Below are 23,234 nucleotides of genomic sequence, written 5' to 3'. Positions count from 1 at the left end.
GCGCCTGAAGGGCTAAGAGTGATTGATCAAGCCCGATCATTTGATCCCACTCTCTTGACGTCTGATCGGAGGCCGTCCCAAGATAGCGATCAACCCGGCCCGACCTGCTCAAATCGGGTGATCGGGTACCTACCCGGCGTTTCAAGGACCCCCACAGGAGCCGTGCCATGTCCTCTCCCGCTCTCCACCGCCGCAGAGCTCTCCGTCTCGCCGCCGCCGCCACCGCCACCGTCCTGGGCGTGACCCTGCTCGCCGCGTGCGGCAGCGACGGCGACAAGTCGGCGTCGGCCTCCGACGCGGGCAGCGACGGCAAGCCGGTCTCGATCACCTTCTGGGGCTGGGCCAAGGGCACCAAGGACGTGGTGCAGGCCTTCAACGCCTCCCACCCGAACATCCAGGTCACCTTCGAGGAGATCCCGTCCGGCAACGCCGGCGGCTACGCCAAGATCTCCAACGCGGTGAAGGCCGGCAACGCCCCCGACGTGTTCAACGTCGAGTACCCGCAGCTGCCGGACTTCGTCAGCCAGGGCGCGGTGCAGGACATCAGCAAGCTGGTCTCCGCCGACCTGAAGGGCAAGTACCTGCCGCAGTCGATGGAGCTGACCACGCTGGGCGGCTCCACCTGGGCGCTGCCGCTGGACGCCTCCCCGCAGGCGCTGTACTACCGCAAGGACCTCTTCGAGAAGGCCGGGGTCGCCGTCCCGAAGACCTGGGACGAGTTCAAGGACGCCGCGGCGAAGCTGAAGGCCGCCGACGCCAACACCCGCATCGCCACCTTCTTCCCGGACGACCCGAGCACCTTCGAGGCGATGGTCTGGCAGGCCGGCGCCAAGTGGTTCGGCACCAGCGGCGACAGCTGGAAGGTCGACATGGCCGGCGCCGACACCAAGAAGGTCGCCGACTACTGGCAGGGCATGATCACCGATGACCTGATCCGCGTCCAGCCCTCGTTCAGCCAGCAGTGGACGGCTTCGCTGCAGAAGGGCGAGACCGCCGCGTACCTCGGCGCCGCGTGGGGCGGCGGCGTGCTGAAGTCCACCCTCGGCACCGACCCGGCCGCCAACGGCAAGTGGGCCGTCGCCCCGATGCCGAGCTGGGACGGCCAGCCCGCCTCCGGCATGCTCGGCGGCACCACCTTCGCGGTCTCCAAGGACAGCAAGAAGGCCAAGGCCGCGGTCGAGTTCGCCACCTGGGCGACCACCACCCCCGAGGGCATCCAGGCCCGCATCGCCTCCGGCAGCTCCTCCGCCTACCCGGCCGACCCGGCGCTGATCCCGGTCGCCAAGGCCGCGTTCAAGACCGAGTTCTACGGTGGCCAGGACATCTACGCGATCTACCAGGACGCCGCGAAGTCCATCAAGCCGAACTGGGCCTGGGGCCCGTCCATGGGCGCCACCAACAGCTCGATGAAGGACGCCTTCGGCAAGCTCGGCCAGGGCACCACCGTGCCGTCCGCCGTCGACGCCGCCCAGCAGGCCACCCTCGCCGAGCTGAAGAACCGCGGTCTGAAGGTGGCCGGCTGATGTCCGGCAGCACTCCCGTCCCGGGCGGCGGCACCTCCGCCGCCGCCCGGGGCGGTGCCGCGGTCGCCCCGGGCACGTCCGTCCGGGGCGGTTCCGCCGGATCGCGAGGCCCCCGGAAGCGCCGGGCGCCGCTCGCCGCCCCGGCCGTGCTGCTCGCCCCGTTCATGGTGCTGTTCACCGCGTGCACGCTGATCCCGATCGGCTACGCGGTCTACCTCAGCCTGTTCAGCGAGCGCCGCTCCGGCCTCGGCTTCGGCGGCACCACCAAGCAGGTGTTCACCGGCCTCGGCAACTACACCCGGGCGCTCGGCGACGCCGCGTTCCGCGACGGCTTCTGGAACACCGCCCAGTACTGCCTGCTGTACATCCCGCTGATGCTCGGCCTGTCGCTGGCCGTCGCGCTCCTGCTGGACTCCACGCTGGCCCGCGCCAAGCGGTTCTTCCAGCTCGCGCTGTTCATGCCGCACGCCGTCCCCGGCATCATCGCCGCCCTGGTGTGGACGTACCTGTACACCCCCGGCATCAGCCCGGTGATCGACGCGCTCAGCTCGGCCGGCACCCAGGTCGACGTGTTCGGCCACCCGCTGCCCGCGATCGTCAACATCGCGATCTGGGAGTGGACCGGCTACAACATGGTGATCTTCTACGCCGCGCTGCAGGCCATCCCGCGCGAGGTGCTGGAGGCCGCCGTGGTCGACGGCGCCGGGCCGCTGCGCACCGCGTTCAGCGTGAAGATCCCGCTGATCCGCGCGTCCGTGGTGATGGTCGGACTGTTCACCGTGATCGGCTCGCTCCAGTTGTTCACCGAACCGGTGATCCTGCACGACGTCGCCCCCGGCGTGGTCTCCACCTGGACCCCCAACATGTACGCCTACTCCGCCGCGTTCGAACGCAACGACTACGGCCTGGCCGCCGCGTCCTCGGTGATCCTCGCCCTGGTCGCCGCCGCACTGTCCTTCGTGGTCACCCGCTTCACCCGCGGCCGCGACGAGAAGCGGACGTCGCAGGCGACCTCGAAGCGGACGGAGACCGCCCGATGAGCAGCACCCTCACCCCCGTCCGCCCCGCCGCCGACACCGGTTCCGCCGCCGGGAAGCCGCGCCGCCCCTGGACGATGTCGAAGACCGCCGTCAACGGGGCGCTGGTCCTCGCCACCCTGTACACCCTGCTGCCGCTCGGCTGGCTGCTCACCGCCTCCGCGAAGAACACCGCCGACCTGATCGGCGGCCGCTCGCTCGGCGCGGGCAACTTCCACCTCGGCCAGAACCTGCAGGACCTGGCCACCCAGGGCGACGGCATCTACTTCCGCTGGTACCTCAACTCCCTGCTGTACGCCGGGATCGGGGCCCTGCTGTGCGCGCTGATCTGCGTCGGCGCCGGCTACGCGTTCCACGTCTACAGCTTCCGCGGCAAGGAGAAGCTGTTCGGCGTGGTGCTGCTCGGCGTGCTGGTGCCCACCACCGCGCTCGCCCTGCCGATGTACCTGCTGGCCTCCCAGCTGCACATCGTCAACACCTACTGGGCGGTGCTGCTGCCCTCCCTGGTCAACCCGTTCGGGGTGTACCTGGCCCGGGTGTTCTGCGCCGGCTACCTGCCCGGCGAGACCCTGGAGGCCGCCCGGATGGACGGCGCGAGCGAACTGCGGATCTTCTGGTCGATCGGCCTGAAGATGGTCATGCCCGGCTTCGTCACCATCTTCCTGTTCCAGTTCACCGCCATCTGGAACAACTTCTTCCTGCCGCTGGTCATGCTCTCCGACAACCGGCTCTTCCCGGTCAGCCTCGGCCTGTACACCTGGAACGCCCAGACCCACGCCTTCCCCGAGTACTACCCGCTGGTGGTCACCGGCTCGCTGCTCGCCGTCCTGCCGCTGGTCATCGCCTTCGTGGCGCTCCAGCGCCACTGGAAGGCCGGAATGACCGCCGGCAGCGTCAAGTAACCACCTCCTTTTCCACTGCGCCTTCTGGGGAGCCCCGCCATGCCCAACTCCGCGCCCGCCGAGGCACCGAACTCCGCCGCCACCGTCCGGACCCGCCCGCGCGCCCTGCTCGCCATGCACGGCGACCTCGCCGCCCGGCTGATCGCCCCCGACACCATGGCCCGGATGGTCGAACTCGCCGACCTCGACCCGGAGTTGGTCATCGACGACTTCTCCTCCCCCGAGGGCGCGGCCGCCCTCGCCTCCGCCGAAGTCATCATCAGCAGCTGGGGCTGCCCGCCGCTCACGGACTCCGTCCTGGCCGCCGCCCCCAAGCTCCGCGCCGTCCTGCACGCGGCCGGCTCGGTCAAGCACCACATCACCGACGCCTGCTGGGACCGCGGCCTCGGCATCACCTCCGCCGCCTGGGCCAACGCCCTCCCGGTCGCCGAATTCACCGTCGCCGCCGTCCTGTTCAGCAACAAGCCGGTGCTCCGCCTCGCCGCCGACTACCGCTCCCGGCGGGCCCCCCACGACTGGCAGGCCGCATACGCCGGCGTCGGCAACTACCGGCGCACCGTCGGCGTCGTCGGTGCCTCCCGGATCGGGCGGCGAGTGCTGGAACTCCTCGCCCCCTACGAGTTCGAGCTGCTTCTGCACGACCCGTACGTGACCTCCGACCAGGCCGCCGCCCTCGGCGCCGAGCTGGTCTCCATGGACGAACTGTGCATCCGCTCCGACGTGTTGAGCGTGCACGCCCCCGAACTCCCCGAGACCAGGCACCTGCTGGACGCCCGCCGCCTCGCCCTGATGCCCGACGGCGCCACCCTGATCAACACCTCCCGCGGCTCCCTGATCGACCAGGACGCCCTCACCGCCGAGCTCATCACCGGCCGCATCGACGCCATCCTCGACGTCACCGTCCCCGAGACCCTCCCCGCCGACTCCCCCCTCTACGACCTGCCCAACGTCCTCCTCACCCCCCACATCGCCGGCTCCCTCGGCGGCGAACTCCACCGCATGGCCGCCGCCGCAGCCGACGAACTCGCCCGCTACGTCGACGGGTTGCCGTTCGCCCACCCGGTGACGCGCGAGGAGATCGGCCGCACCGCGTAGCACGTCGGGAGCGCCCGGAGGCGCCCGTCGGCCGGATCGCGAACCTGTGCCAGTCATCGGCAGGTGCCACGGTCCCGTCGACGGGCGCCTCCGCTTTCGGGAGCCCCGCGCCGCTGGGGATCTCAGGGTGTAGCCAGCACCACCCTCAAGACGGATACCTGCATGATCGAGCGTCAGGGCGGGGCCGGGCAGGATCGTGCCCGTGAACACCACTTCGAACCGCAAGCGCCGTATCAGCGCTGTCGCAATCCTGGGTCTCGCCGCATCAGTGGCCGCGACCGGCACCGGACTCGCCGCCACGACCCCGCCGTCCACCGTGCACGCGACCACCGCCACGGCTGCCGCCGCGCCCACGCGGTCCTTCCAAGGCGTGCTCCCCGCGCCGACCGGCCCCTACGCCGCCGGCGAGGACGTCATCCACCTCACCGACGCGAGCCGTCCCGACCCGTGGGTGCCGTCATCCGGCCCCCGCCAACTGACCGTCACGATGGTCTACCCGGCCGTCCCCGGGACCGGGACTCCCGCCCCTTACATGACCCTCGGCGAGGCAGCCGGAATCGTCCAGCGCCGGAAGCTGCCGGCGAGCTCCGGCGTCACCCCGGAGAGCCTCTCCAGCGTCACCACCCACGCCTTCGACGGCGCGCGGCCGCAGATGGGCAAGTATCCGCTGGTGGTCCTCTCACCCGCGTTCGAGAACCCGCGCATGACGCTCACCTCGCTCGCGACCGACCTGGCCAGTCACGGCTACGTCGTCGCGCTCGTCGGCCACACCTACGAGGACAGCGGCGAGACGCTGGCGAACGGCCAGACATCGCCGTGCGCGATCTGCGACTACCCGGCGTGGCTCGACTTCGACTCCGTCGCCTCCGGCCGTGCGCTGGACGCGTCCTTCGTGATCGACCAGTTGACGCACGGCAACACCGCGTGGCGCCTGGCACACCTCATCGACAAGCACGAGATCGGCATGGCCGGACACTCCATCGGCGGAGCGGCCGCCGCCGCCACGATGATCGCCGACCCGCGAGTACGGGCCGGAGTGAACATGGACGGCACCTTCCACCCGGACCCGATGCCCGGCCAGATCACACGGCCGTTCCTCATGCTGGGTAAGACCGCCAACACCGATTGGGAGCACCCCTGGGCCGCCCTCGGCGGCTACAAGAAGTGGCTGACGGTCACCGGCGCCGACCACTTCAGCTTCTCCGACCTGGAGCTGCTCCAGGGGCAGGCCGGGTTCCCGACGCCGCCCCTCTCCCCGGACCGCGGGATAGCGATCACCCGCGAGTACGTGACGGCGTTCTTCGACCAGACGCTGAAGGGGACCCACAGTCCGCTGCTGGACGGCCCCTCGCCGGACAATCCGGAAGTACTCTTCCAGCACTAGTCGACGCGCTCGGCGGCATACTGGCGGGATGAGCTTCGGGGCGGGGTCCGGCGAGAACGACCGGGGCGGGGTGACACTCGGGGAGAGGTTGCTGCGTGCGGCGGACGGCCTCGGAGTTGTCCTGCCCCAGCCGGACGGGCAGTGGAGCGGCACAGCCGCGTACGCCGACGCGGGGCTCGACCGGCGGGTGACGGTGCATCCGGCCGACGAGCAGCGTCGGACTTTCTGGGTGTACCTCCAGCACAATGGCCGCCGCCTGGCCGGCGGGTCGACCGCCGATCCGGCCGAGGTGGTCAGGGCGGTGGTGGCCTGGACCGGCGGAGCGGGGCTCGAGGAAACCAAGGAGCAGGCCCCGTGCATCGAGTTCCGCCCCTGGGCTCTCGCGCACGAGCGGGAGCCGCTCGGTGCCGTCGAACTGGAGTGGTGCCGCAGGCTCGACGGCATCCACATGCCGCCGATGAACCGTTTCCCGCGCGTGCACGCGCTGTTGGCGGCGGCGTACGCCGAGCCGGTGCTCCGCCAACTGATGCCGGTGACCTCCCACTTCAACCTCTGGTTCTCCACCAGCACCACGGCGAATCGGCGTACGACAGGGGTCGGTCCCATGATCTGGCCGCACTACGAGAGGTCCTACGCGGTACGCGACGGGCACGAAGTGCTCGCACGCTTCGAGACGCCGGAGGAGGCCGTCGCCTTCATGGTGGCCGCCCTGCCGGAGGGGATCGGGCCGGCGCGCTGAGCGTCGTCCGAGCGGTACCGGCAGCGATCGCGTCCGTCGTCAGTCCGGCGGCACCTGGCGCCGGACACCCCCAAGGGCGGCCGGCCGCCGGTCGGACAGCTGCCGGTTCTCCTTGCCACCTTGACGGTCAACGGGCGGCGAGAATCTCCCCGCGCTCGACGGCCCCGCGCAGGACGGCCGCGAAGTCCCGGGGCAGGAGATTGACCGCGTCGAGGGCGTTGGTGGTCAGGGGGATCTCTTCGAGGAGGTACTCGCCCCGGCCTTCCTGGCTGAACTCGGGGCCGGTGCGGTCCGCGAAGCTCCACTTCTCGATGGTGGCGAGGTAGAAGTCCTGGCGCTCGTCGTCGGTCTCGATGGTGTGGAGGAGGCTGACGATCTCAGCCTCGCCCGCGATCTCCTCGCGGACCTCGCGCAGCAGGGCCTCCTCGGGGCTGGCATCGGTCGGCTCGATCTTGCCGCCGACGATCACCCAGTACGGGTCGATGCCGGGGCGGATGCGCTTGATCAGCAGCATGGTGTCGTTCGGGGTGAGGAGGACGGCGCGGACGCGGTGCTGCATGGTGATCTCTTCCTTCTCCGGTGGTTTGGTCCTCGGGTCGGGCTCGGTGGCGGGAGGGCAGGCCGTTCTCCGCCTCCACCTGGATGGCCCCGGGTAGGACAGTGTTCACGCAGATCCCTGCTGGTCCAAGTTCCCTGGCCAGCGACCTGGTGAGGCTCAGCAGTCCGGCTTCGGCGGCGCTGTAGGCGGTGAGTCCGGGACGGCCGGCGCGGGCGTTGACGCTGTCGATGTTGACGATCCGGCCCCACCGGCGCTCCGCCATGCCGGGGCTGACGGCCCCGCAAGTGCGGTAGTGGATGGTCAGGTTGGACTCGATGGTGCGCGCCCACTCGTCCTCGCCGAGCTCGTCCCGCGGGATACGCGGGTAGGCGCCCGCGTTGTTGACGAGGACATCGACCGGCCCGAGTTCGGACTCGACCTGACTGACCAGCGCGGCCACGGCGTTCGGGTCGGTGAGGTCGGCGCTGACCTCGATACCGCTGCGGCCCTCGCGCCGTACGTCGGTGAGCACGGCGCGGGCCTGGCGGATCTGCGCGAGGTGGTTGACGGCGACGGCAGCTCCGGCGGCGGCCAGGGCGCGGCCGATCGCGGCGCCGATCCCGGTGGCTCCGCCGGTGACCAGCGCGACCCGGCCCTTGAATGGCATAGCGGCGATGGGCAGTTCAGTTCGCCCACCCGGTCACCCGCGAGGAGATCGCCCGCACGGCATAGCGCGGCTGGAGCAGTTGCTGGATGAGTGAGGCCCCGCCGTCCCGGGAAGAGGGACGGCGGGGCCTTCTCTGCTGCTTCGCGCGGTTCAGGCGGCGCCGAGCCGTCCGTTGGCGACGGCCGACACGAAGGTCGCCCAGGCTTCGGGAGTGAACTTCAGGACGGCTCCGTTCGGGTCCTTGGAGTCCCGGACGTGGCCGAAGTTGGCGTCGTCGACCTCGACGCACGTGCCGCCGTTGCCGCCGGAGTAGCTGCTCTTCCGCCAGCGTCGTGCCGAGACGGACTCATTGGGGGTCGCTCGCATGTTCGTGTTCCTCCACAGCCGACTTGATCCGAGCCAGGGACGCCTCTGGTGACAATGCGGCGGCCCGTACCAAATCGTAGGACTGGCGGCATTTCGCGACCAAGGCGGTTTCGTCGATCAGGTGGCCGACGTGTGGACCTTCCACGTACACCAAGGGCGGTGCATCATCGAAGGTCATCAGGCTGATCAACCCTTCGAGCAGGGCGTGGGCGCCCGCCCCGAACTCCACTACCTGGACGATGATATGGCGCTCGATGATCAGCCGAATGATGTGGCGGAGTTGCTCTGCCATGATGTTTCTGCTACCGACCACCCTGTGAAGTACGGCCTCATCGAGGATCATCCACAACACGGGGCCTGTTGGGTTACCGACGATCTTCTGACGCTCCAGCCGGGCGGCCACACGATCCGCCAACCCGTGGTCCTTCAGTAGGGGTTGAGCGCCGAGGAAGATCGCTTCCGCGTACTCCCGGGTCTGGATCAGCCCAGGAATCACCAGTGCCGCGTACTCCGAGATGGATCGCGCCCGGGCCTCGTGCTCCGCTGCCTCCACGAAGTACTCGGCCACTCGCGCGGGCCGGAGCAGCGGATGAAGGCGCTCAAGGTGCCCACCCGTGGCGAGCTCCTTGTCGATCAGGCGTGACAGGTCCAACTGTGGCCGTCGCGTCGCGTTCTCCAGCTGGCCGATGTAGGCGCCGGAGACGAACACGCGCTCCCCGAGGGCCTGTTGGGAGAGGGCGGCGTTCTCTCTCAAGCGGCGCAGCTCGCTCCCGTAGAACGCTGCGGGTGAGCTGGCGGGATCAAGTTTCTTTGGGCTGACCATCGGCCACCTCTGAGCAGTTCGGTTGTTGTGGTGTCGCCGCTTACCGCGGTCGGCGCCGAGCAGCGACGATTGAAGCACAGAAAGTCACCACCTCGGCGAGATCGAACGGGCGGCAACACCGTGACTGATTCCCTGCCGGCCCGCGTTCACCGGGCCCAACGCGACGAAGCGCGCGACGCGTGCGAGGAACTGCGGGCGGTGCTCGCGGTCGAAGGCATCGTCCTGCCGTCACTCGGAGTTGAGGATTCGTCGGTCTTTACGGGCGAGACCCTGGTCCAGCTCGGAGGAGCGTCGCCGACGGTTGTCAGCGGGATTGCGTTCGCACTCGACGTGGGGTTCTCGGTCATCCGGGCCGGCCGCGGAGCTGGCAGCGTGGTGCAGGTGCTGCGCACACCCGACGTCGGCGCTCTGGTGGTGGATACGCGGGCCGATCGGGTCGGTGAGTACCGCGCGACGGACGAGTCGGGCCGCTTCGTGCTCGCCCCGCCCGCCGGTGGTGACCTGTGGACTGCGGATCCCGGCGACGTCCACGCGGCGACCCGGAACGATGTGGCCCGCGCGGAGGCGGCCAGGCAGACGGCCCGCAGCAACCGGAGGTGGGCTGGATGACCGGGCAGCGGCGGCCAGTTGAGACTCCCGCCCTGAACGTGACTCCCGTGTGCAGGGCGGGCACACCATCCGGCCGGTCGTTCGATCGGCTGGTGAACACCATTCCCCAAGGAGGGCATGTCGGAGATCAACCTGTACGTGCTGCCGATCGAGGGCGCGACCTTCGTGCGCCAGTGCGGCGGCAACCTGACCAGCGAGGACGAGAGCTGCGTGGGTCTCGCGGCCATCCCGGGCCTCGCAGACGGCTTCGTCCTGCGCGACACCAAGGCAGAAGGCGCGGGCCGGGAACTGCGGTTCACCCGCCACGAGTTGGACGCCTTCGCCGTTAAGTGGGTGGAGGGCCGGGCCCTGGCGGTCTGACGTCCTTGGGCTGACGTACCGAGCTGAATTCACGCGGGGGACGTCCGGTCTGAGTCGCAGTCAGGCCGGGCGGCCCTCGCTCCATGGAGGATACCTGTGACGAATTCCCGGCACTGGCACGGCTACGGCCCCTGGATCGGCAGGCCGGAGCAGTACTTCGGCGAGTACCTGCGGCGGCCCTCGCCGTTCGACTCGGCCTGGCACGCGATGGTTGCCGGCATGAAGGGCCCCGACCAGGAGGCCCATCTGCCCTTCGAGCAGCGGACGATTCCGCCCATGCAGACGGGGCACTACCTGCTGCGCCGTCCGTCCTATTTGGGGAAGCAGACCTGGCCGGAGCCCAAGGAGGCCGCCGAGTGGCTGGCGAACATCTACGAGCTGCACCCGCCGGCCCTCCGCCCGGACGGCGGTGCGGTGGACTGCGGGCTCGGCGCAAAGGTGGCGCACGCAACGATGTCTTTGGGCAGCGGTGTTGACGTCGTGTGGGTCCACTACCTGCCCGGCGAACGCATGCTCTGCATGGCGGTGGTCGCCTGCCCCAACCGGTTCCACCCGGGCGTTCCCTGCCCGCACCCCCTCTTGTGATCGGAGGCGACTGAATGGCACTCGCAACACTGGTCGGCCAAGAGGCCGCCGCCGCCCTCCTTCGGGCATGCCCGACCGAACCCGCGGTATACCGCCGTGAGGGCTCCGAGTTGGACGAACGGATCCCGCTGTCGCTGATCGAGGCATACATCGACCACGGGTTGACGGACCCGGCGTTCACCGCGGCGGTGAAGGACGGCAGGGCCGTTCACCCGGGGCGATTCTCGCGGGGCGGCAGGATGCGTTCCGGTCGGCTGAGGACACTGTTCGAGAGCGGGCACACTGTCAACCTGCGGCACCTGCAGGAGCGCGTGCCGTACCTGGCCGAGCTGTGCCGCGCGATCCATGCCGAGACCGGGTACACCCTGTTCGTCTCGGGAATCGTCACTCCACCGGGGCAGCAGGGGCTGACCCACCACTGGGACCAGTTCCAGGCCGCGGTCACGCAGGTCAACGGCCGGAAGCGGTGGCCGATTTGGCGGCCCGAGGTGGTGTCCCCGGTGGACGACTACCTGGACTCGCCGGGCATGTGGACGGTAGAGATGCAGGAGCGCTGGGACAGCACCGAGCCGTACGCGGAGTACGTGCTGGCGCCCGGCGACACGCTGGTCCTGCCACGGGGGTGGGTGCACAGCCCGCACTGTCTGTCGGGCGATCCGGACCCGTCGTTCCACCTCACGTTCGCTCTGCGGGAGCGGATGCCGCTCGACCTGGCGGAAGCGCTGGTGCGCACCGCGCTGCACAGCGAGGAGTTCCGGGCCGGGATCCCGCCGGAGAGGCTGACGGCGGAGAATCTGCCGGGCACGCTGGACGGCGTGCGTTCGGCGCTGGTGAGGTTCCTCGCCATGGCGGACACCAGCGCCACTGCCGGGGCCGTCCGAGCAGGGCTGGTGCCGTTGCTGTCCGAGGCGTAAGACGATCCGTCTCGCCCGCGGCGTGGCAGGGCAGGATCGGGGACTGCCCTGTTGTCGGTTCGGTTGGAGTTCCTGTGGCTGTCGTCGAGATTCCCGGTTCGAAGTCGGTCACCGCGCGTGCGCTGTTCCTGGCGGCGGCTGCGGAGGGGACTACCACGTTGGTGCGGCCGTTGGTGTCGGACGACACGGAGGGGTTCGCGGAGGGGCTGCTCGCGCTGGGGTATGCGGTGGGGCGCGGAGAAGACGAGTGGCGGATCGGGGGGCGGCCGGGCGGGCCCGGGGTGGAGGGGGCGCGGGTGTTCTGTCGGGACGGGGCGACGACGGCGCGGTTTCTGCCGGCGTTGGTGGCGGCGGGGCGGGGGACGTTCCACTTCGACGCGTCGGCGCAGATGCGGCGGCGGCCGCTCGGGCCCTTGACAACTGCGTTGCGGGAGTTGGGCGTTGAGGTGGAGTGCCACGGGGAGGACGGCCACCATCCGTTGAGTGTGCGGACGGACGGGGTGCGGGGCGGCGAGGTGACGCTGGACGCGGGGCTGTCCTCGCAGTACCTGACCGCTCTGCTGCTGCTCGGCCCGCTCACCGAGGACGGGCTGCGGATCCGGGTCACGGATCTGGTGTCCGCGCCGTACGTGGAGATCACCCTCGCGATGATGCGCAGTTTCGGCGTCGAGGTCGAGCGGGAGGGCGAGATCTTCAGCGTGCCGCCCGGCGGCTACACGGCGACCAGGTACGCGATCGAGCCGGATGCGTCCACGGCGTCGTACTTCTTCGCGGCGGCAGCGGTGACGGGACGCGAGGTGACGGTCCCGGGGCTGGGGCGGAACGCGTTGCAGGGCGATTTGAGGTTCGTCGAGGTGCTGGAGCAGCTGGGCGCCGAGGTGGAGGTGGGAGCGGACGCCACCACCGTCAAGGGCTGCGCGCTGACCGGCGGGACGGTCAACATGCGCGACATCTCCGACACCATGCCGACGCTCGCCGCGATCGCGCCGTTCGCGTCGGGGCCGGTGCGGATCGAGGACGTGTACAACACCCGGGTCAAGGAGTGCGACCGGCTGGACGCGTGCGCGGAGAACCTGCGGCGGCTGGGCATCGACGTGCGGACGGGGCGGGACTGGATCGAGATCCGGCCCGGTGCGCCGCGGGCGGCGGAGATCGCCAGCCACGGCGACCACCGGATCGTGATGTCGTTCGCCGTCACGGGGCTGCGCACCCCGGGCATCACGTTCGACGATCCGGGGTGCGTGCGCAAGACCTTCCCGGGCTTCCACGAGGCGTTCAAGGGCTGGGCCCGATAAGGGAGTTCAGTCCTTCACGGCGCCGCCGAGTCCGGACACCATGTGCCGCTGGACCAGGACGAAGAAGATCAGCACCGGGACGGTCATCAGGGTGGAGGCGGCCATGATGCCGCCCCAGTCGTTCTCGTCCGGCTTGAAGAACACCATCAGGGCTGCCGGCAGCGTCTGGTGGTCGGTGTCCAGGATCAGCGTCTTGGCGAACACGAAGTCGTTCCAGGCGGTGATGAAGGAGAACACGCTGGTCGCTGCCAGCCCGGGCGCGACCAGCGGGAACAGAATCCGCCACAGGATGGTGAAGCGGCTGGCACCGTCGATCCGGGCGGCCTCCTCGAGCGATTCGGGGACGGCGGCGACGAAGCCGCGCAGCATCCAGACCGCGAACGGCAGCGAGAACGCCAGGTTGACCAGCATCAGCGCGCCGAGCGAGGAGAGGCCGAAGCCGGGGGCGACCGTGCCGATGTCGCGGACCAGGAAGAACAGCGGGATGGTGAGCGCCTCGACGGGCACCATCTGGGCGACCAGGAACATGATCAGAATGGTGGTCCGGAACCGGAACTTGAACCGGGACAGTGCGACGGCCGCCAGGAAGGCGATCGCGGCGGAGACGACCACCACGACCACGGCGACGGCCAGGCTGTTCAGGAAGTACCGCCCGAAGCCCGAAACCCCCAGCGCGTTGCGGAAGTTGTCCAAAGTGGGCGCGAAGGTCCACGGCCGCGGGTGCGCGCCGGTGATCTCGCCCTTCGGCTTGAGCGCCGACAGCACCATCCAGTACAGCGGGAAGACGGTCAGCAGGGCGAGCACGATCGCCACCACGTTCGCGCCCTGCCTCAGGACGCGATTGTCGCGCTTCAAAGTTCCTCCCCGGAGCGGCGCAGGCTGCGGATGTACACGGCGGTGACGGCCAGCAGGATCAGCGTCATCAGGACGCCGATGGCCGCGCCGAGGCTGTAGTTCTCCGCGACGAAGGCCTTCTGGTAGGCGTACACGTTGAGGACGAGGTTCTGGCCGGCGATGCCGCCGCCACCGGTCATCACGTAGATCTGGGTGAAGACCTTGAAGTCCCAGATGATCGACTGGATGACCACGATCACCAGCAGCGGCCGCAGCATCGGCAGCATGATCCGGCGGAAGATGGTGGCGGTTCCGGCGCCGTCGAGGCGGGCGGCCTCCAGGACGGAGTCGGGGATGGCCTGGATGCCCGCGTACAGGGTGATCATCACGAACGGGAAGCTGTGCCAGACCACGACCACGGCGACCATCGCGAACGCCGACCACTTGTCGTACATCCAGTTGTGGCCCTGGGTGCCGAGGATCTCGTTGACCAGGCCGGAGTTGGTGTCCAGCAGGAACATCCACACCGTGGAGCCGGTCATCGCGGGCGCGGCCCAGGCGCCGAGCGCGCCGAACATCAGCAGCAGCCGCGGCCACTTGCCGACCCGGGTCAGCAGCACCGCGCAGACCGCGCCGGCCACCAGGGTGGCGACGACGCAGAACGCGGCGAACGCCAGGGTCTGGCCGAGCACCTCCCAGAACTGCGAATCGCCGAGGATGCCGGTGTAGTTGGACAGTCCGACGAACTCGGTCGGCACCCCGCCGGAGGCCTGTGGCTGGCCGAACTTGAGCACCGACAGCAGGCCCAGCTGGTACAGCGGATAGCCGAACAGCGGGATCAGCACCAGCGCGGCCGGCAGCAGCAGCCACAGCGGGACGGGGATCCGGGCGAGCGGCCCGGATCGGCGGCGGCCCTTCGCGGGGGCGCCGCCCGCCGGGCGGACCGGGGAGTCCCCGTGGTCCGCCCGGGCGGTGACGGTCGTGGCAGGCATCGACAACTTCCGCTTCTCGTCTACAGGTTGAAGGCTCCGACGGCTACTTGCCGCTGAACGAGGTGTTCATCGCGGCCGCCGCCTCCTTGGTCGCGGCAGCCACGTCGGACTTGCCAGTGATGACCTTCTGCAGCATCGTCGGCACCACGGCCTGGGCGTCGATCTTCGCCCAGGCGGCGTCCTTCGGGACGAACTTGGTGCCCGCCTCGATGGTGTCCGTGAACGGCTTCAGCCACGGCTGCTTCTGCACCACCTCGGCGCGCGCCGAGGACAGCGTCGGCAGGTTGCCCATCGCGTCGAACAGCGCCAACTGGTTCTTCTTGGAGGCCAGTTCCTTGATGAAGTCGGCGGCCAGGCTGCGGTGCTGGGTGGACTTCATGACACCCAGGTCGTTGCCGCCGGAGAACGCCGGCGCGATCTGGCCGGCCGCCGCGCCCGGCAGCGGGACGATCGCGTACTTGCCCTTCGCCGCGCCCGCCTCCACCGCGCTGCGCGAGGAGTTCGGCAGGATCGCCATGCCGGCCTTGCCGGCCGCGAATGACTCCACCGTCTTGCCGCCGGTCAGGTCGGCGCACTGCTGCGCCGGACAGATGGCGTCGGTGAACAGGTCGGTGTACGCCTTCACACCCGCCTGCGACTTCTCCGAGTCGATCGCCGAGGCGTACGCCGAACCGCTCTGCGCCGCCAGGTCGCCGCCGTTCGCCCAGACGAACGGCAGCGCGCCGAAGGTGTACTTGCCGCCGACCGCGATGCCCAGCATGTCGCCGTGCGCCGAACGGACCTTCTCCGCCGCCGACTTCAACTCCGCGTACGTGGTCGGCGCGGCCAGGCCCAGCTCGGTGAACACGTCGGTGCGGTAGTACAGCGCGCGGACACCCAGCCACCACGGCAGGCCGTACGTCTTGCCGTCCACCACCGCGGTGTCCTTCAGGTCCTGCGGCAGGTCCTTGCCCTCCTCCCAGCTCGCCAGGTCGGAGGTGATGTCGGCCAGGCCGCCCGAGGCGGTGTAGCCGAACAGGTCGGTGTTGCCGAACTCCACCACGTCCGGCGCGGAGGACGGGTCGTTGAACGCGCCCTTCATCTTCTCCGCGCGCGGCCCGGCGTCCGTCGGAATGTACGACACCTGCACGTCGACGCCCGCGTGCTTGGCCTTGAAGTCGGCGACGGCCTGCGCCACCACCTGCTCCTTCGGCGCCCGGTTCGCCTCGTCGTACAACCACACCTTCACGGTGCCGGTCTGCTTGTCCGCGGACGAAGCGGTCTTGGCGGTACCCGGCGCGCAGGCCGTCGCCACGGTGCCCGCCAGCACGGCAAGGGCGGCACCACGGGCCAGCTTCTTCATGCTCAACGTCATCTCCTCGCCGAAAAGCGGGACGCACCTGCAAGATCCGGAGGAAACCAGGACATGCAGTGGGGGATCGGTGTGAGCGGGACATTAGAAAGCCGCCGGGCACGCCGACAAGAGCAGAGCGCGAAAGTTGTGCACTGCAAAACGATGTGCTGCGGAACTGGAACTGCGGCCCACCGCGTCGTAGCGTCACACCCCATGACCAGCACCGCCGCCGAAAGCCGGCCCGCCGACCGGCCGGAACGCAACCAGTCCGCGTCGCTGCGCCGCGCCCTGGCCGTGCTCGAACACGTCCGCGACCACGCCGCGACCGGACCCGACCTCAGCCTGACCGCGCTCGCCGAGGGCCTCGGCATGTCGAAATCCACCGTGCTGCGGCTCGCCGCACCCCTGGTCGACGCCCAGCTGCTCGCCCGCGATCGCGACACCGGCCACTTCCGGCTCGGCCCCGGCGCCCTCCAGCTCGGCCAGGCCTACCTCGCGACCCTCGACCTGCGCACCGCCGCCTCCGAAGAGGCCCACCAGCTGATGCGCGAGGTCGGCGGCACCGTCCACCTGTGCGTCCCCGACGCGCCGTACGTGGTCTACGTCGACAAGGTCGAGAACGAGACCGCCGTCCGGATGGCCTCCCGGATCGGCAGCCGGGCCCCCATGTACTGCACCGCCGTCGGCAAGGCCATGCTCGCCTGGATGTCCGAGGACGCCTTCACCACCGTGGTCACCCACGGCCTCCCCGCGATCACCCCCCGCACCCTGACCTCGGCCGCCGCCCTGCGCACCGAACTCATCCGCATCCGCAGCCGCGGCTACGCCGTCGACGACCGCGAGAACGAACCCGAGGTCCGCTGCATCGCCGCCCCCGTCTTCGACCACAACAACACCGTCATCGGCGCCATCTCCACCTCCGCCCTCACCTCCCGCATCACCGCCGCCCGAGCCCGCGACCTCGGCCCGGTCGTCGCCGCGACGGCCGCAAGGGTGTCGCGGACGATGGGCTCCACCCGCTGACGGCTATACGGCGACCAGCCGGACCTGGCCGCCGCAGAGCTTGGTGAGATCGTCGACGTCAGAGGTCAGCACCACCACGGGCCGCTGCTGGCGCAGGGCGAGTTCGGCCACGACAGCGTCGATTGCGTACTTGTGGCCATGCAGGCCGGCCGCGAGCAGGAGGGCTGACGCCGCCTTGGCCTCCTCGTCGCCGACTGGGGCGATGCGCATGCCGGACAGCAGCCAGCTCAGTCGGACCCGATCGGTCCGGTCGTGCACCGCTTCGATGATCGTCAGGGCGCTGATCACCACTTCCATGCCGCGGGCACGCGCTTCCGCGACCAGGGCGACCACCGGTGCGTGGTCCGAGAGCAGCTTGGAGAGCCCCTCGGAGTCGAGGACCAGCGTTCCTTCGTGGTTCAGCTTGCGGCGGGCCATTCGCCCTCTCCGGCGAACACTTCGTCGAACACCTGGCGGGCACGGTCCTGTTCAGCGGCGGGGATCGGCCCGTTGCGGCGCTCGTAGTCGGCCAGATATTCGTCCAGTATCCGGCCACGGAGCTCGCGTTCGACGGCTGTGGTGATGAACGCGGAGAACTCGCGCTTGCCGACCCGCTCCCGGATCGCGGCCGCGGTGCCCTCGGGGAGGGACAGGCTGACCCTGGTCGCCGGTCCGTCGCCGATGCTGTAGGTGCGCTCGGTCATGAGGCCAGATTATCAAAGGAGTGGGAATCGGCCCCGGGGCGACCGGCCGTCAGGCCTCCGCCGGCGCCGCAGGCTGGCGGCGGAGCTTGGTGCCGAGGCGGTCGAGGGCGACGACCAGGGCGGCGAGGACGATGAACTCCAGGACGAGCTGGACCATTTGGAGGCCGACCCAGCCGTAGCCCTTCTCGGTGGGGTCGAGGAAGAAGTAGGGGTAGCGGAGGGGGAAGTTCGGGAAGGCGATGGCGCGGGCCTCGGTGAGGAAGGCGTAGCCGAGGGGGTAGGAGAGCCAGAGCGGCAGGTCGCGCCAGCGGGACGCGTTGCGGGGGGAGAGCAGCAGCCAGTCGGCGAGCACCATCAGCGGGGTGGTGTAGTGCAGGAAGAAGCTGGACCAGTGCTGGAGGCGGTCGGGGCCGGAGACCAGGCCGGGCAGCGGGTTCTCGCCGTGGTTGAGCAGCACGTGCGCGACGATGCCGGTGATGGTGATGTACAGGACGGCGGCGCCGCGCAGCCGCGGCGCGGGGGCGTCGACCGTCCCCCGCTTGACCATCCAGTAGGCCGCGCCGAGGAAGTAGCCCAGCACCAGCACGTTGCTCTGGAGCGTGAAGTACACCAGTGAGCTGTTGCTGAGGTAGATCCCCAGGAACGCGGACAGGGCGATGGCGCAGCGCCACCACAGGGCGGGGCGGGTCCAGACGGTCATGCGGTCACCGGTGATTCGTCTCGCTGGTGCCCCCCGTGGGCACGACTGATCGCCGCACTCTACCTGCCGGTTCGATGGTCCGAAAAGATCACCGGCCGGTGGACGGGCCCGCCCCGTAAGGGAGTTCGGCGCCGCTCAGACGCTCGGACGCTCAAACGCTCAGACGCTCAGCTGCGCGAGGCGGTCAGAGCGGGAGGTGCGCCGGGCTGTGGGTGTGGCTCTCGATTCCGGTCTCCGCCTGGCCGGCCAGTTGGTGGGCCAGGTCGTGGAAAGCGCGGGCGGCGGCCAGCTCCTCGCCGATGACGGTGTCGGGGTCGTCGGTGGGATTGCGTCGAGCCATGCCCTTGCCCTGAGCGCCGGGCGCGCTGAAGCCGCTGAGCGATGCTGTGCAGGTGGTGCGGGACTCGTCCTCTTCGAAGGTCAGGTCGACGATCCAGTGGTTCTGCATGACGTGTCACCTTCCCGTGCGCACCGGCGACGGGCGGCCGGTGCGCCTTCCTCCCAGCGTCCGCCCGCCCCCGGCAAGCGGCAAGAGGCGGCGGCCGGGGTGCGGTCGGAGAAGGTTCAGCGGTCGGAGAAGGTTCAGCGGTCGGAGAAGGTTCAGCGGTCGGAGAAGGTCCAGCGGTCGGAGAAGGTTCAGGAGAAGTGCAGCTCGCGGTCGGTGACCTGCCCGGTGCCGAGCATCCGGCTGTCGTCGCGGTAGCTGGTGGAGGTCTGCCACGGCGCCCGGTCGCCCTGCCGGGGAAGCCCGTCGACGGCGCGCAGGATGTACCCGGCCGTGAAGTCCAGGAAGGGCCGGGTGGGCATCGCGGGGTCGGCGACCTCGGGGCGGCAGATCCGGTGCCCGCGCCGCTCCATGTGGGCCAGCAGGCGGCAGAAGTGCTCGCACAGCAGGCCGATCTTCAGCGTCCAGGAGGAGTTGGTGTAGCCGATCGCGTAGGCGAAGTTGGGGACGCCGGAGAGCATCATGCCCTTGTACGCGACGGTCTCGGCGAGCCGCACGGGCTCGCCGTCCACGCTCATCGGGATCCCGCCGAACGCCTGCACGTTCAGCCCGGTCGCGGTGACCACGATGTCCGCCTCCAGTTCCCGGCCGGACTCCAGCAGCACTCCGCGCTCGGTGAACGTGCGGATCCGGTCGGTCACCACGGCCGCCCGGCCGCCGCGGATCGCCTTGAACAGGTCGCCGTTGGGGACGGCGCACAGTCGCTGGTCCCACGGGTCGTAGGGCGGGCTGAAGTGCTCGTCCACCGGGTAACCCTTCGGCAGCTGGCGGGCGTTCACCCAGCGGATGATCCGCCGGGCCGCCTTCGGGTGCCGCTGGCAGAACGACCAGATCGCGTACTGCTGGGCGATGTTCTTGCGCCGGGCCAGCGCGTAGCCGCGCTCGTCGCCGAGCAGCCGCCGCAGCAGGTTGGCGATGTGGTCGCGGCGCGGCACCGGCATGATGTACGTCGGCGTGCGCTGGAGCATCGTCACCTGCCGGGCCCGCTTCGCCATCGCGGGCACCAGGGTGACGGCGGTCGCGCCGCTGCCGATCACCAGCACGCGCTTGCCGGTGTGGTCGAGGTCCTCGGGCCAGTGCTGCGGGTGGACGACGGTGCCGGTGAAACGTTCCAGCCCCTCGAACTCGGGCGTGAAGCCCTGGTCGTAGCGGTAGTAGCCCATCGCGCAGAACAGCCAGTCGCAGGTCAGGGTGAACTGCTCGCCGGTGTCGGCGCGTTCCACCCGGACGCTCCAGCGGGCGTCCGCCGTCGACCAGGACACGTCCAGCACCCGGTGGTGGTAGCGGATCCGGTCCCGCAAACCGTTCTCCCGGACGGTTTCGCGCAGGTAGGACAGGATCTGCGGGGCGTCCGCTATCGACTCCTTCTCCCGCCACGGCTTGAACGCGTAGCCGAAGGTGTGCAGGTCCGAGTCGGACCGGATGCCCGGGTAGCGAAACAGGTCCCAGGTGCCGCCGAGATCGGCCCGGGCCTCCAGGATCGCGAACTCCTTGCCGGGCAGTTCGGCGGTCAGGTAACGGCCCGCGCCGATACCCGAGATCCCGGCGCCGACGATCAGCACGTCCAGGTGCTCGACGGGCGCGGCCATCCGGTCGTCGGGCGCAGTGGCGGTATCGGTGGACACGGGCGACTCCTGTGGCGGTGGCGGACGAGACCACGTCATCGTCCACAAATCCTGCGGCAGTTGCCCAGGTTCAACCTGCACCGGACTGCCCCTTTCCCGGTGCACTCTGCACCAGTACGGTGACGGGCATGCCGCTGCCCCCGCCCCGGATCCTCAAATTGATCCGCCAGGGCGCCGAACTCGCCCTCAACCCGCAGCCCGACTGGCTCGCCGAACTCGACGCCGCCACCCTCGCCGGCGAGACCCGGCGACCCATCGCCGACGACCCCGTCCTCTCCGCCGGCCTGCGCCGCGTCAACCGCGCCAACCTGCTGCGCTGGGCCGCCGCCAACGTCACCGCCCCCGGCGCGCCCGTCCCCGCCCCCGAAGGCGAGGAACAGCGACTGATCGCCCGCGACATCGTCCGCCGCGGCCTCGACGAACCCGCCCTCGACTCCTACCGGGCCGGCGAGAGCGTCGCCCTCCGCCTGTGGACCCGGATCGCCTGCACCCTCACCACCGACCCCGACGACCTGCGCGACCTCCTCGACGTCTCGCTCCGCTCCATCTCCGCGTTCGTGGACGCCTGCGTCGGCGAGATGACCACCCTGCTGCGCGCCGAACGCGCCGCACTCACCGGCTCCAACCACGCCGAACGGCTGCACGCCGTCGCCCTCCTCCTCGACGGCGCGCCCATCGCCCGCGCCCGCGCCGAAGCCCGGCTCGGGTACCCCCTCGCCGGCACCCACACCGCCGCCGTCCTGTGGGTCGACGACCTCGACCAGGACTTCGCCCAACTCGACCGCGCCGCCGACCTGTTGGCGTCCTCCGCAGGCCGCCCCCCGGTCCTCGACGTCACCGCGAGCGCCGCCACCCGCTGGGTCTGGACCGCCGCAAGCCCCGACCTCTCCCGGCTACGCGCCGGCCTGGACCGGCTCCCCGCCGTCCGCATCGCCCTCGGCCCCGCCGCCACCGGCGTCAACGGCTTCCGCCGCAGCCACCTCGACGCCCTCACCACCCAGCGCATGCTCGCCCGCCTCGCCTCCGTCCAACGCCTCGCCTCCCACGACGAGATCGAACTCGTCGCCCTCCTCACCCAGGACCTCGAAGGCGCCGATCGCTTCGTCCGCCACGTCCTCGGCGCACTCGACGGCCCCCCGGCCGAAGCCGTCCGCGCCTACCTTGCCGAACAGTGCAACGCCACCCGCGCCGCCGCCCGCCTCTTCACCCACCGCAACACCCTCCTCCGCCGCCTCGCCCGCGCCGACACCCTCCTCCAACGCCCCCTCGCCGACCACCCCCTCGAAGTGGCCGCCGCCCTGGAAATCCGCCACTGGCGCGGCCAGACACCCGCCTGACGGCCGCCCGAGAGCCGGTCACCGGCAGGTCGTGGTCCAGGGCCTGCTTCAGAAGTGGCTCCTTCTGTCCGGCTGTTCGCCAGGAGATGAGCGTCTGCCGTTAGAGTGATCGGATGGTCACGGTGCTGGTCAACGGGCTTCCCGGAGCGGGAAAGACAACGCTCGCGCGGGCCTTGGCGGCCGAGATGAGCCTTCCGCTGTTCAGTAAGGACGCGATCAAGGAGACGCTCGCGGACACTCTGGCCGACCTTCGTCCGCCGGAATGTCCCGACCATGAGTGGAGCCGGGTTCTGGGGATCGCCGCCGGTGAGACCCTTTGGACGCTGCTCGGTGACGCGCGGGGCGCGGCCATTCTGGAGAGCCCGTGGTTGGCCCATACGCGGCCGATCGTGAAGGCCGGACTTCAACGCGCGGGTGTGGCCGAAGTACGGGAGGTCTGGTGCGAGGTGCCGCTGGACGTCGCCCGCAGCCGGTTCGCCGAGCGGATGGTCGAACGACACCCCGTGCATCCTGAGCGTCCTGGTGGCTTCGGCGGAGACTGGGAGATGTGGTCCCGGGGTGCTGAACCACTCGGGCTGGGGATCGTCCATCGCTTGGACACCACCGGGCCGATCGACATTCCGGCGCTGGCCGCGTCGCTCACAGCCACTCGTTGATGGCCGCGATCAGCACGGTGGCGCTTGAGGCGGTTGATCACTCCCGGCCTTGATCCACTTCCGAAGCAGGGCCCTGAGACCGGAGGGTCAGGTCGCACCGGAACCAGGTGCCCGGCTTGCCGTCGAGCTCGGCCGGGCCGTCCGGGACGAACCCGGCCTTGAGCAGTACCTTCTGCGACGCCGGATTGGCTTGGGCGGCGGCCGCCCGCAGCGTCCGCAACCCGTGCCGCGTCACCGCCAGCCCGCACAACTCCCGGACGGCCGCCGTCGCGACGCCGCGCCCCGCGACGTGCTGCGCGACCCGGTAGCCGAGATCGGCACTGCCGTCCGCGAAGTCGTACAGGTTGAACCGGCCCAGCACCGAGCCGTCCCCGGCGAGCAGCACGTAGAACGTGCAGACGCCGGCCTCCTGCTCGGCGAGCAGGGCGCGGTGCCGGTCGGCGAAACGCTCAAAGTACTCGTCGCCCCGGTCGGGAATCGACGCCGCGAAGTACGCACGGTTCGCGAGTTCGAAGGCCAGCACCGCCGGGGCATGGTCGGCGTCCAACTGATGCAACTCAGGCATGGCGCAACCCTATTCAGGCGTCGCACCGAGATCACCTGATTTCCCTCCGGGCTTCGCCGTTGTCCGGCTTCGCCGTTGTCCGGCTTCGCCGTTGTCCGGCTTCGCCGTTGTCCGGCTTCGCCGTTGTCCGGCTTCGCCGTTGTC

Annotated in this window: 26 protein-coding genes and 1 pseudogene; 14 read left to right on the top strand and 13 right to left on the bottom strand. The window is 70.1% G+C overall.

Features of this window, described 5'->3' with window-relative positions:
* The first annotated feature begins 167 nt into the window (after positions 1 to 167).
* The 6 genes from ACFYS8_RS27055 (at position 168) to ACFYS8_RS27030 (ending at position 6,680) form a co-directional block, all read left to right on the top strand.
* A complete protein-coding gene (locus ACFYS8_RS27055; RefSeq protein WP_387645467.1) occupies positions 168 to 1,523 on the top strand; it encodes an ABC transporter substrate-binding protein in 1,356 nt (451 codons plus the stop codon).
* Positions 1,524 to 1,687: 164 nt separating this feature from the next.
* Positions 1,688 to 2,563, top strand: coding sequence for a carbohydrate ABC transporter permease (locus ACFYS8_RS27050; protein ID WP_387645977.1), 876 nt, complete (start codon positions 1,688 to 1,690; stop codon positions 2,561 to 2,563).
* 74 nt (positions 2,564 to 2,637) lie between these two features.
* Positions 2,638 to 3,462, top strand: coding sequence for a carbohydrate ABC transporter permease (locus ACFYS8_RS27045; protein WP_387645975.1), 825 nt, complete (start codon positions 2,638 to 2,640; stop codon positions 3,460 to 3,462).
* 39 nt (positions 3,463 to 3,501) lie between these two features.
* On the top strand, positions 3,502 to 4,557 hold the full coding sequence (locus tag ACFYS8_RS27040; RefSeq protein WP_387645464.1) for a hydroxyacid dehydrogenase: 1,056 nt from the start codon (positions 3,502 to 3,504) through the stop codon (positions 4,555 to 4,557).
* 202 nt (positions 4,558 to 4,759) lie between these two features.
* Entirely contained in the window at positions 4,760 to 5,941 is a 1,182-nt protein-coding gene (locus ACFYS8_RS27035; protein WP_387645462.1) for an alpha/beta hydrolase family protein, read from the top strand.
* Between the two features lie 28 nt (positions 5,942 to 5,969).
* A complete protein-coding gene (locus ACFYS8_RS27030) occupies positions 5,970 to 6,680 on the top strand; it encodes a DUF6193 family natural product biosynthesis protein (RefSeq protein ID WP_387645459.1) in 711 nt (236 codons plus the stop codon).
* Between the two features lie 127 nt (positions 6,681 to 6,807).
* Here the strand turns inward: ACFYS8_RS27030 and ACFYS8_RS27025 are convergent, their stop codons facing one another.
* The 4 genes and pseudogenes from ACFYS8_RS27025 to ACFYS8_RS27010 all read right to left on the bottom strand — a co-directional run bounded on the left by ACFYS8_RS27025 (position 6,808) and on the right by ACFYS8_RS27010 (position 9,074).
* Positions 6,808 to 7,239 carry an NUDIX domain-containing protein gene (locus ACFYS8_RS27025; protein WP_387645456.1) on the bottom strand — a complete coding sequence of 144 codons (432 nt, stop codon included), beginning with the start codon at positions 7,237 to 7,239 and terminating at the stop codon, positions 6,808 to 6,810.
* 100 nt (positions 7,240 to 7,339) lie between these two features.
* Positions 7,340 to 7,885 (bottom strand): annotated as a pseudogene (locus ACFYS8_RS27020) (SDR family NAD(P)-dependent oxidoreductase); the annotation flags it as partial.
* A gap of 150 nt (positions 7,886 to 8,035) precedes the next feature.
* Positions 8,036 to 8,251, bottom strand: coding sequence for a DUF397 domain-containing protein (locus ACFYS8_RS27015; RefSeq protein WP_387645453.1), 216 nt, complete (start codon positions 8,249 to 8,251; stop codon positions 8,036 to 8,038).
* A complete protein-coding gene (locus ACFYS8_RS27010; protein WP_387645450.1) occupies positions 8,232 to 9,074 on the bottom strand; it encodes a Scr1 family TA system antitoxin-like transcriptional regulator in 843 nt (280 codons plus the stop codon). Before ACFYS8_RS27010 ends, ACFYS8_RS27015 begins: the two co-directional genes overlap by 20 nt.
* Before the next feature lie 120 nt (positions 9,075 to 9,194).
* Between ACFYS8_RS27010 and ACFYS8_RS27005 the strand changes: the two genes are divergently transcribed.
* The 5 genes from ACFYS8_RS27005 to aroA all read left to right on the top strand — a co-directional run bounded on the left by ACFYS8_RS27005 (position 9,195) and on the right by aroA (position 12,837).
* Positions 9,195 to 9,683: a hypothetical protein gene (locus ACFYS8_RS27005; RefSeq protein ID WP_387645448.1), complete on the top strand. Its 489-nt coding sequence runs from the start codon at positions 9,195 to 9,197 to the stop codon at positions 9,681 to 9,683.
* 117 nt (positions 9,684 to 9,800) lie between these two features.
* A complete protein-coding gene (locus ACFYS8_RS27000) occupies positions 9,801 to 10,043 on the top strand; it encodes a DUF397 domain-containing protein (protein ID WP_387645445.1) in 243 nt (80 codons plus the stop codon).
* A gap of 96 nt (positions 10,044 to 10,139) precedes the next feature.
* Positions 10,140 to 10,628: a hypothetical protein gene (locus ACFYS8_RS26995; RefSeq protein ID WP_387645442.1), complete on the top strand. Its 489-nt coding sequence runs from the start codon at positions 10,140 to 10,142 to the stop codon at positions 10,626 to 10,628.
* 14 nt (positions 10,629 to 10,642) lie between these two features.
* The gene (locus ACFYS8_RS26990; RefSeq protein WP_387645439.1) at positions 10,643 to 11,542 is read left to right on the top strand and encodes a JmjC domain-containing protein; all 900 of its coding nucleotides are present in this window, start codon (positions 10,643 to 10,645) and stop codon (positions 11,540 to 11,542) included.
* A 74-nt stretch (positions 11,543 to 11,616) separates the two neighbouring features.
* Positions 11,617 to 12,837 carry a 3-phosphoshikimate 1-carboxyvinyltransferase gene (aroA, locus tag ACFYS8_RS26985; RefSeq protein ID WP_387645436.1) on the top strand — a complete coding sequence of 407 codons (1,221 nt, stop codon included), beginning with the start codon at positions 11,617 to 11,619 and terminating at the stop codon, positions 12,835 to 12,837.
* A 6-nt stretch (positions 12,838 to 12,843) separates the two neighbouring features.
* Here aroA and ACFYS8_RS26980 read toward each other — a convergent pair whose 3' ends face one another.
* Genes ACFYS8_RS26980 through ACFYS8_RS26970 form a run of 3 tightly spaced genes read right to left on the bottom strand, consistent with a single transcriptional unit; the run spans position 12,844 to position 16,005 of the window.
* The gene (locus tag ACFYS8_RS26980; RefSeq protein ID WP_387645433.1) at positions 12,844 to 13,692 is read right to left on the bottom strand and encodes a carbohydrate ABC transporter permease; all 849 of its coding nucleotides are present in this window, start codon (positions 13,690 to 13,692) and stop codon (positions 12,844 to 12,846) included.
* Positions 13,689 to 14,663: a carbohydrate ABC transporter permease gene (locus ACFYS8_RS26975; RefSeq protein WP_387645430.1), complete on the bottom strand. Its 975-nt coding sequence runs from the start codon at positions 14,661 to 14,663 to the stop codon at positions 13,689 to 13,691. The genes ACFYS8_RS26980 and ACFYS8_RS26975 overlap by 4 nt, the downstream gene beginning before the upstream one ends.
* 43 nt (positions 14,664 to 14,706) lie before the next feature.
* On the bottom strand, positions 14,707 to 16,005 hold the full coding sequence (locus ACFYS8_RS26970) for an extracellular solute-binding protein (protein WP_387645972.1): 1,299 nt from the start codon (positions 16,003 to 16,005) through the stop codon (positions 14,707 to 14,709).
* A gap of 204 nt (positions 16,006 to 16,209) precedes the next feature.
* On the opposite strand from ACFYS8_RS26970, the gene ACFYS8_RS26965 reads away from it, so the two are divergent.
* The gene (locus ACFYS8_RS26965; protein WP_387645428.1) at positions 16,210 to 17,019 is read left to right on the top strand and encodes an IclR family transcriptional regulator; all 810 of its coding nucleotides are present in this window, start codon (positions 16,210 to 16,212) and stop codon (positions 17,017 to 17,019) included.
* 3 nt (positions 17,020 to 17,022) lie between these two features.
* Here ACFYS8_RS26965 and ACFYS8_RS26960 read toward each other — a convergent pair whose 3' ends face one another.
* The 5 genes from ACFYS8_RS26960 to ACFYS8_RS26940 all read right to left on the bottom strand — a co-directional run bounded on the left by ACFYS8_RS26960 (position 17,023) and on the right by ACFYS8_RS26940 (position 20,496).
* Complete coding sequence (locus ACFYS8_RS26960) at positions 17,023 to 17,436, bottom strand: DNA-binding protein (RefSeq protein ID WP_387645426.1); 414 nt, start codon at positions 17,434 to 17,436, stop codon at positions 17,023 to 17,025.
* Entirely contained in the window at positions 17,418 to 17,702 is a 285-nt protein-coding gene (locus tag ACFYS8_RS26955) for a hypothetical protein (RefSeq protein WP_387645424.1), read from the bottom strand. The genes ACFYS8_RS26960 and ACFYS8_RS26955 overlap by 19 nt, the downstream gene beginning before the upstream one ends.
* Positions 17,703 to 17,751: 49 nt before the next feature.
* Positions 17,752 to 18,402, bottom strand: coding sequence for a Pr6Pr family membrane protein (locus ACFYS8_RS26950; protein ID WP_387645422.1), 651 nt, complete (start codon positions 18,400 to 18,402; stop codon positions 17,752 to 17,754).
* 184 nt (positions 18,403 to 18,586) lie between these two features.
* Entirely contained in the window at positions 18,587 to 18,850 is a 264-nt protein-coding gene (locus tag ACFYS8_RS26945; RefSeq protein WP_387645419.1) for a DUF1876 domain-containing protein, read from the bottom strand.
* Between the two features lie 188 nt (positions 18,851 to 19,038).
* Entirely contained in the window at positions 19,039 to 20,496 is a 1,458-nt protein-coding gene (locus tag ACFYS8_RS26940; protein WP_387645969.1) for a flavin-containing monooxygenase, read from the bottom strand.
* Between the two features lie 164 nt (positions 20,497 to 20,660).
* Between ACFYS8_RS26940 and ACFYS8_RS26935 the strand changes: the two genes are divergently transcribed.
* Together ACFYS8_RS26935 and ACFYS8_RS26930 are read left to right on the top strand one after the other, a co-directional pair.
* On the top strand, positions 20,661 to 21,869 hold the full coding sequence (locus tag ACFYS8_RS26935; protein ID WP_387645416.1) for a PucR family transcriptional regulator: 1,209 nt from the start codon (positions 20,661 to 20,663) through the stop codon (positions 21,867 to 21,869).
* A gap of 113 nt (positions 21,870 to 21,982) precedes the next feature.
* Positions 21,983 to 22,525 (top strand): AAA family ATPase, encoded by a 543-nt coding sequence (locus ACFYS8_RS26930; RefSeq protein WP_387645414.1) that lies wholly within the window; start codon positions 21,983 to 21,985, stop codon positions 22,523 to 22,525.
* Positions 22,526 to 22,562: 37 nt separating this feature from the next.
* Here the strand turns inward: ACFYS8_RS26930 and ACFYS8_RS26925 are convergent, their stop codons facing one another.
* Positions 22,563 to 23,090: a GNAT family N-acetyltransferase gene (locus tag ACFYS8_RS26925; protein WP_387645411.1), complete on the bottom strand. Its 528-nt coding sequence runs from the start codon at positions 23,088 to 23,090 to the stop codon at positions 22,563 to 22,565.
* Positions 23,091 to 23,234: the final 144 nt, after the last annotated feature.

Source organism: Kitasatospora sp. NPDC004615, from assembly GCF_042873545.1.
GTDB lineage: Bacteria > Actinomycetota > Actinomycetes > Streptomycetales > Streptomycetaceae > Kitasatospora.
The sequence above is the reverse complement of the archived record's forward strand: the minus strand, read 5'-3'. Positions and strand labels throughout refer to the sequence as shown.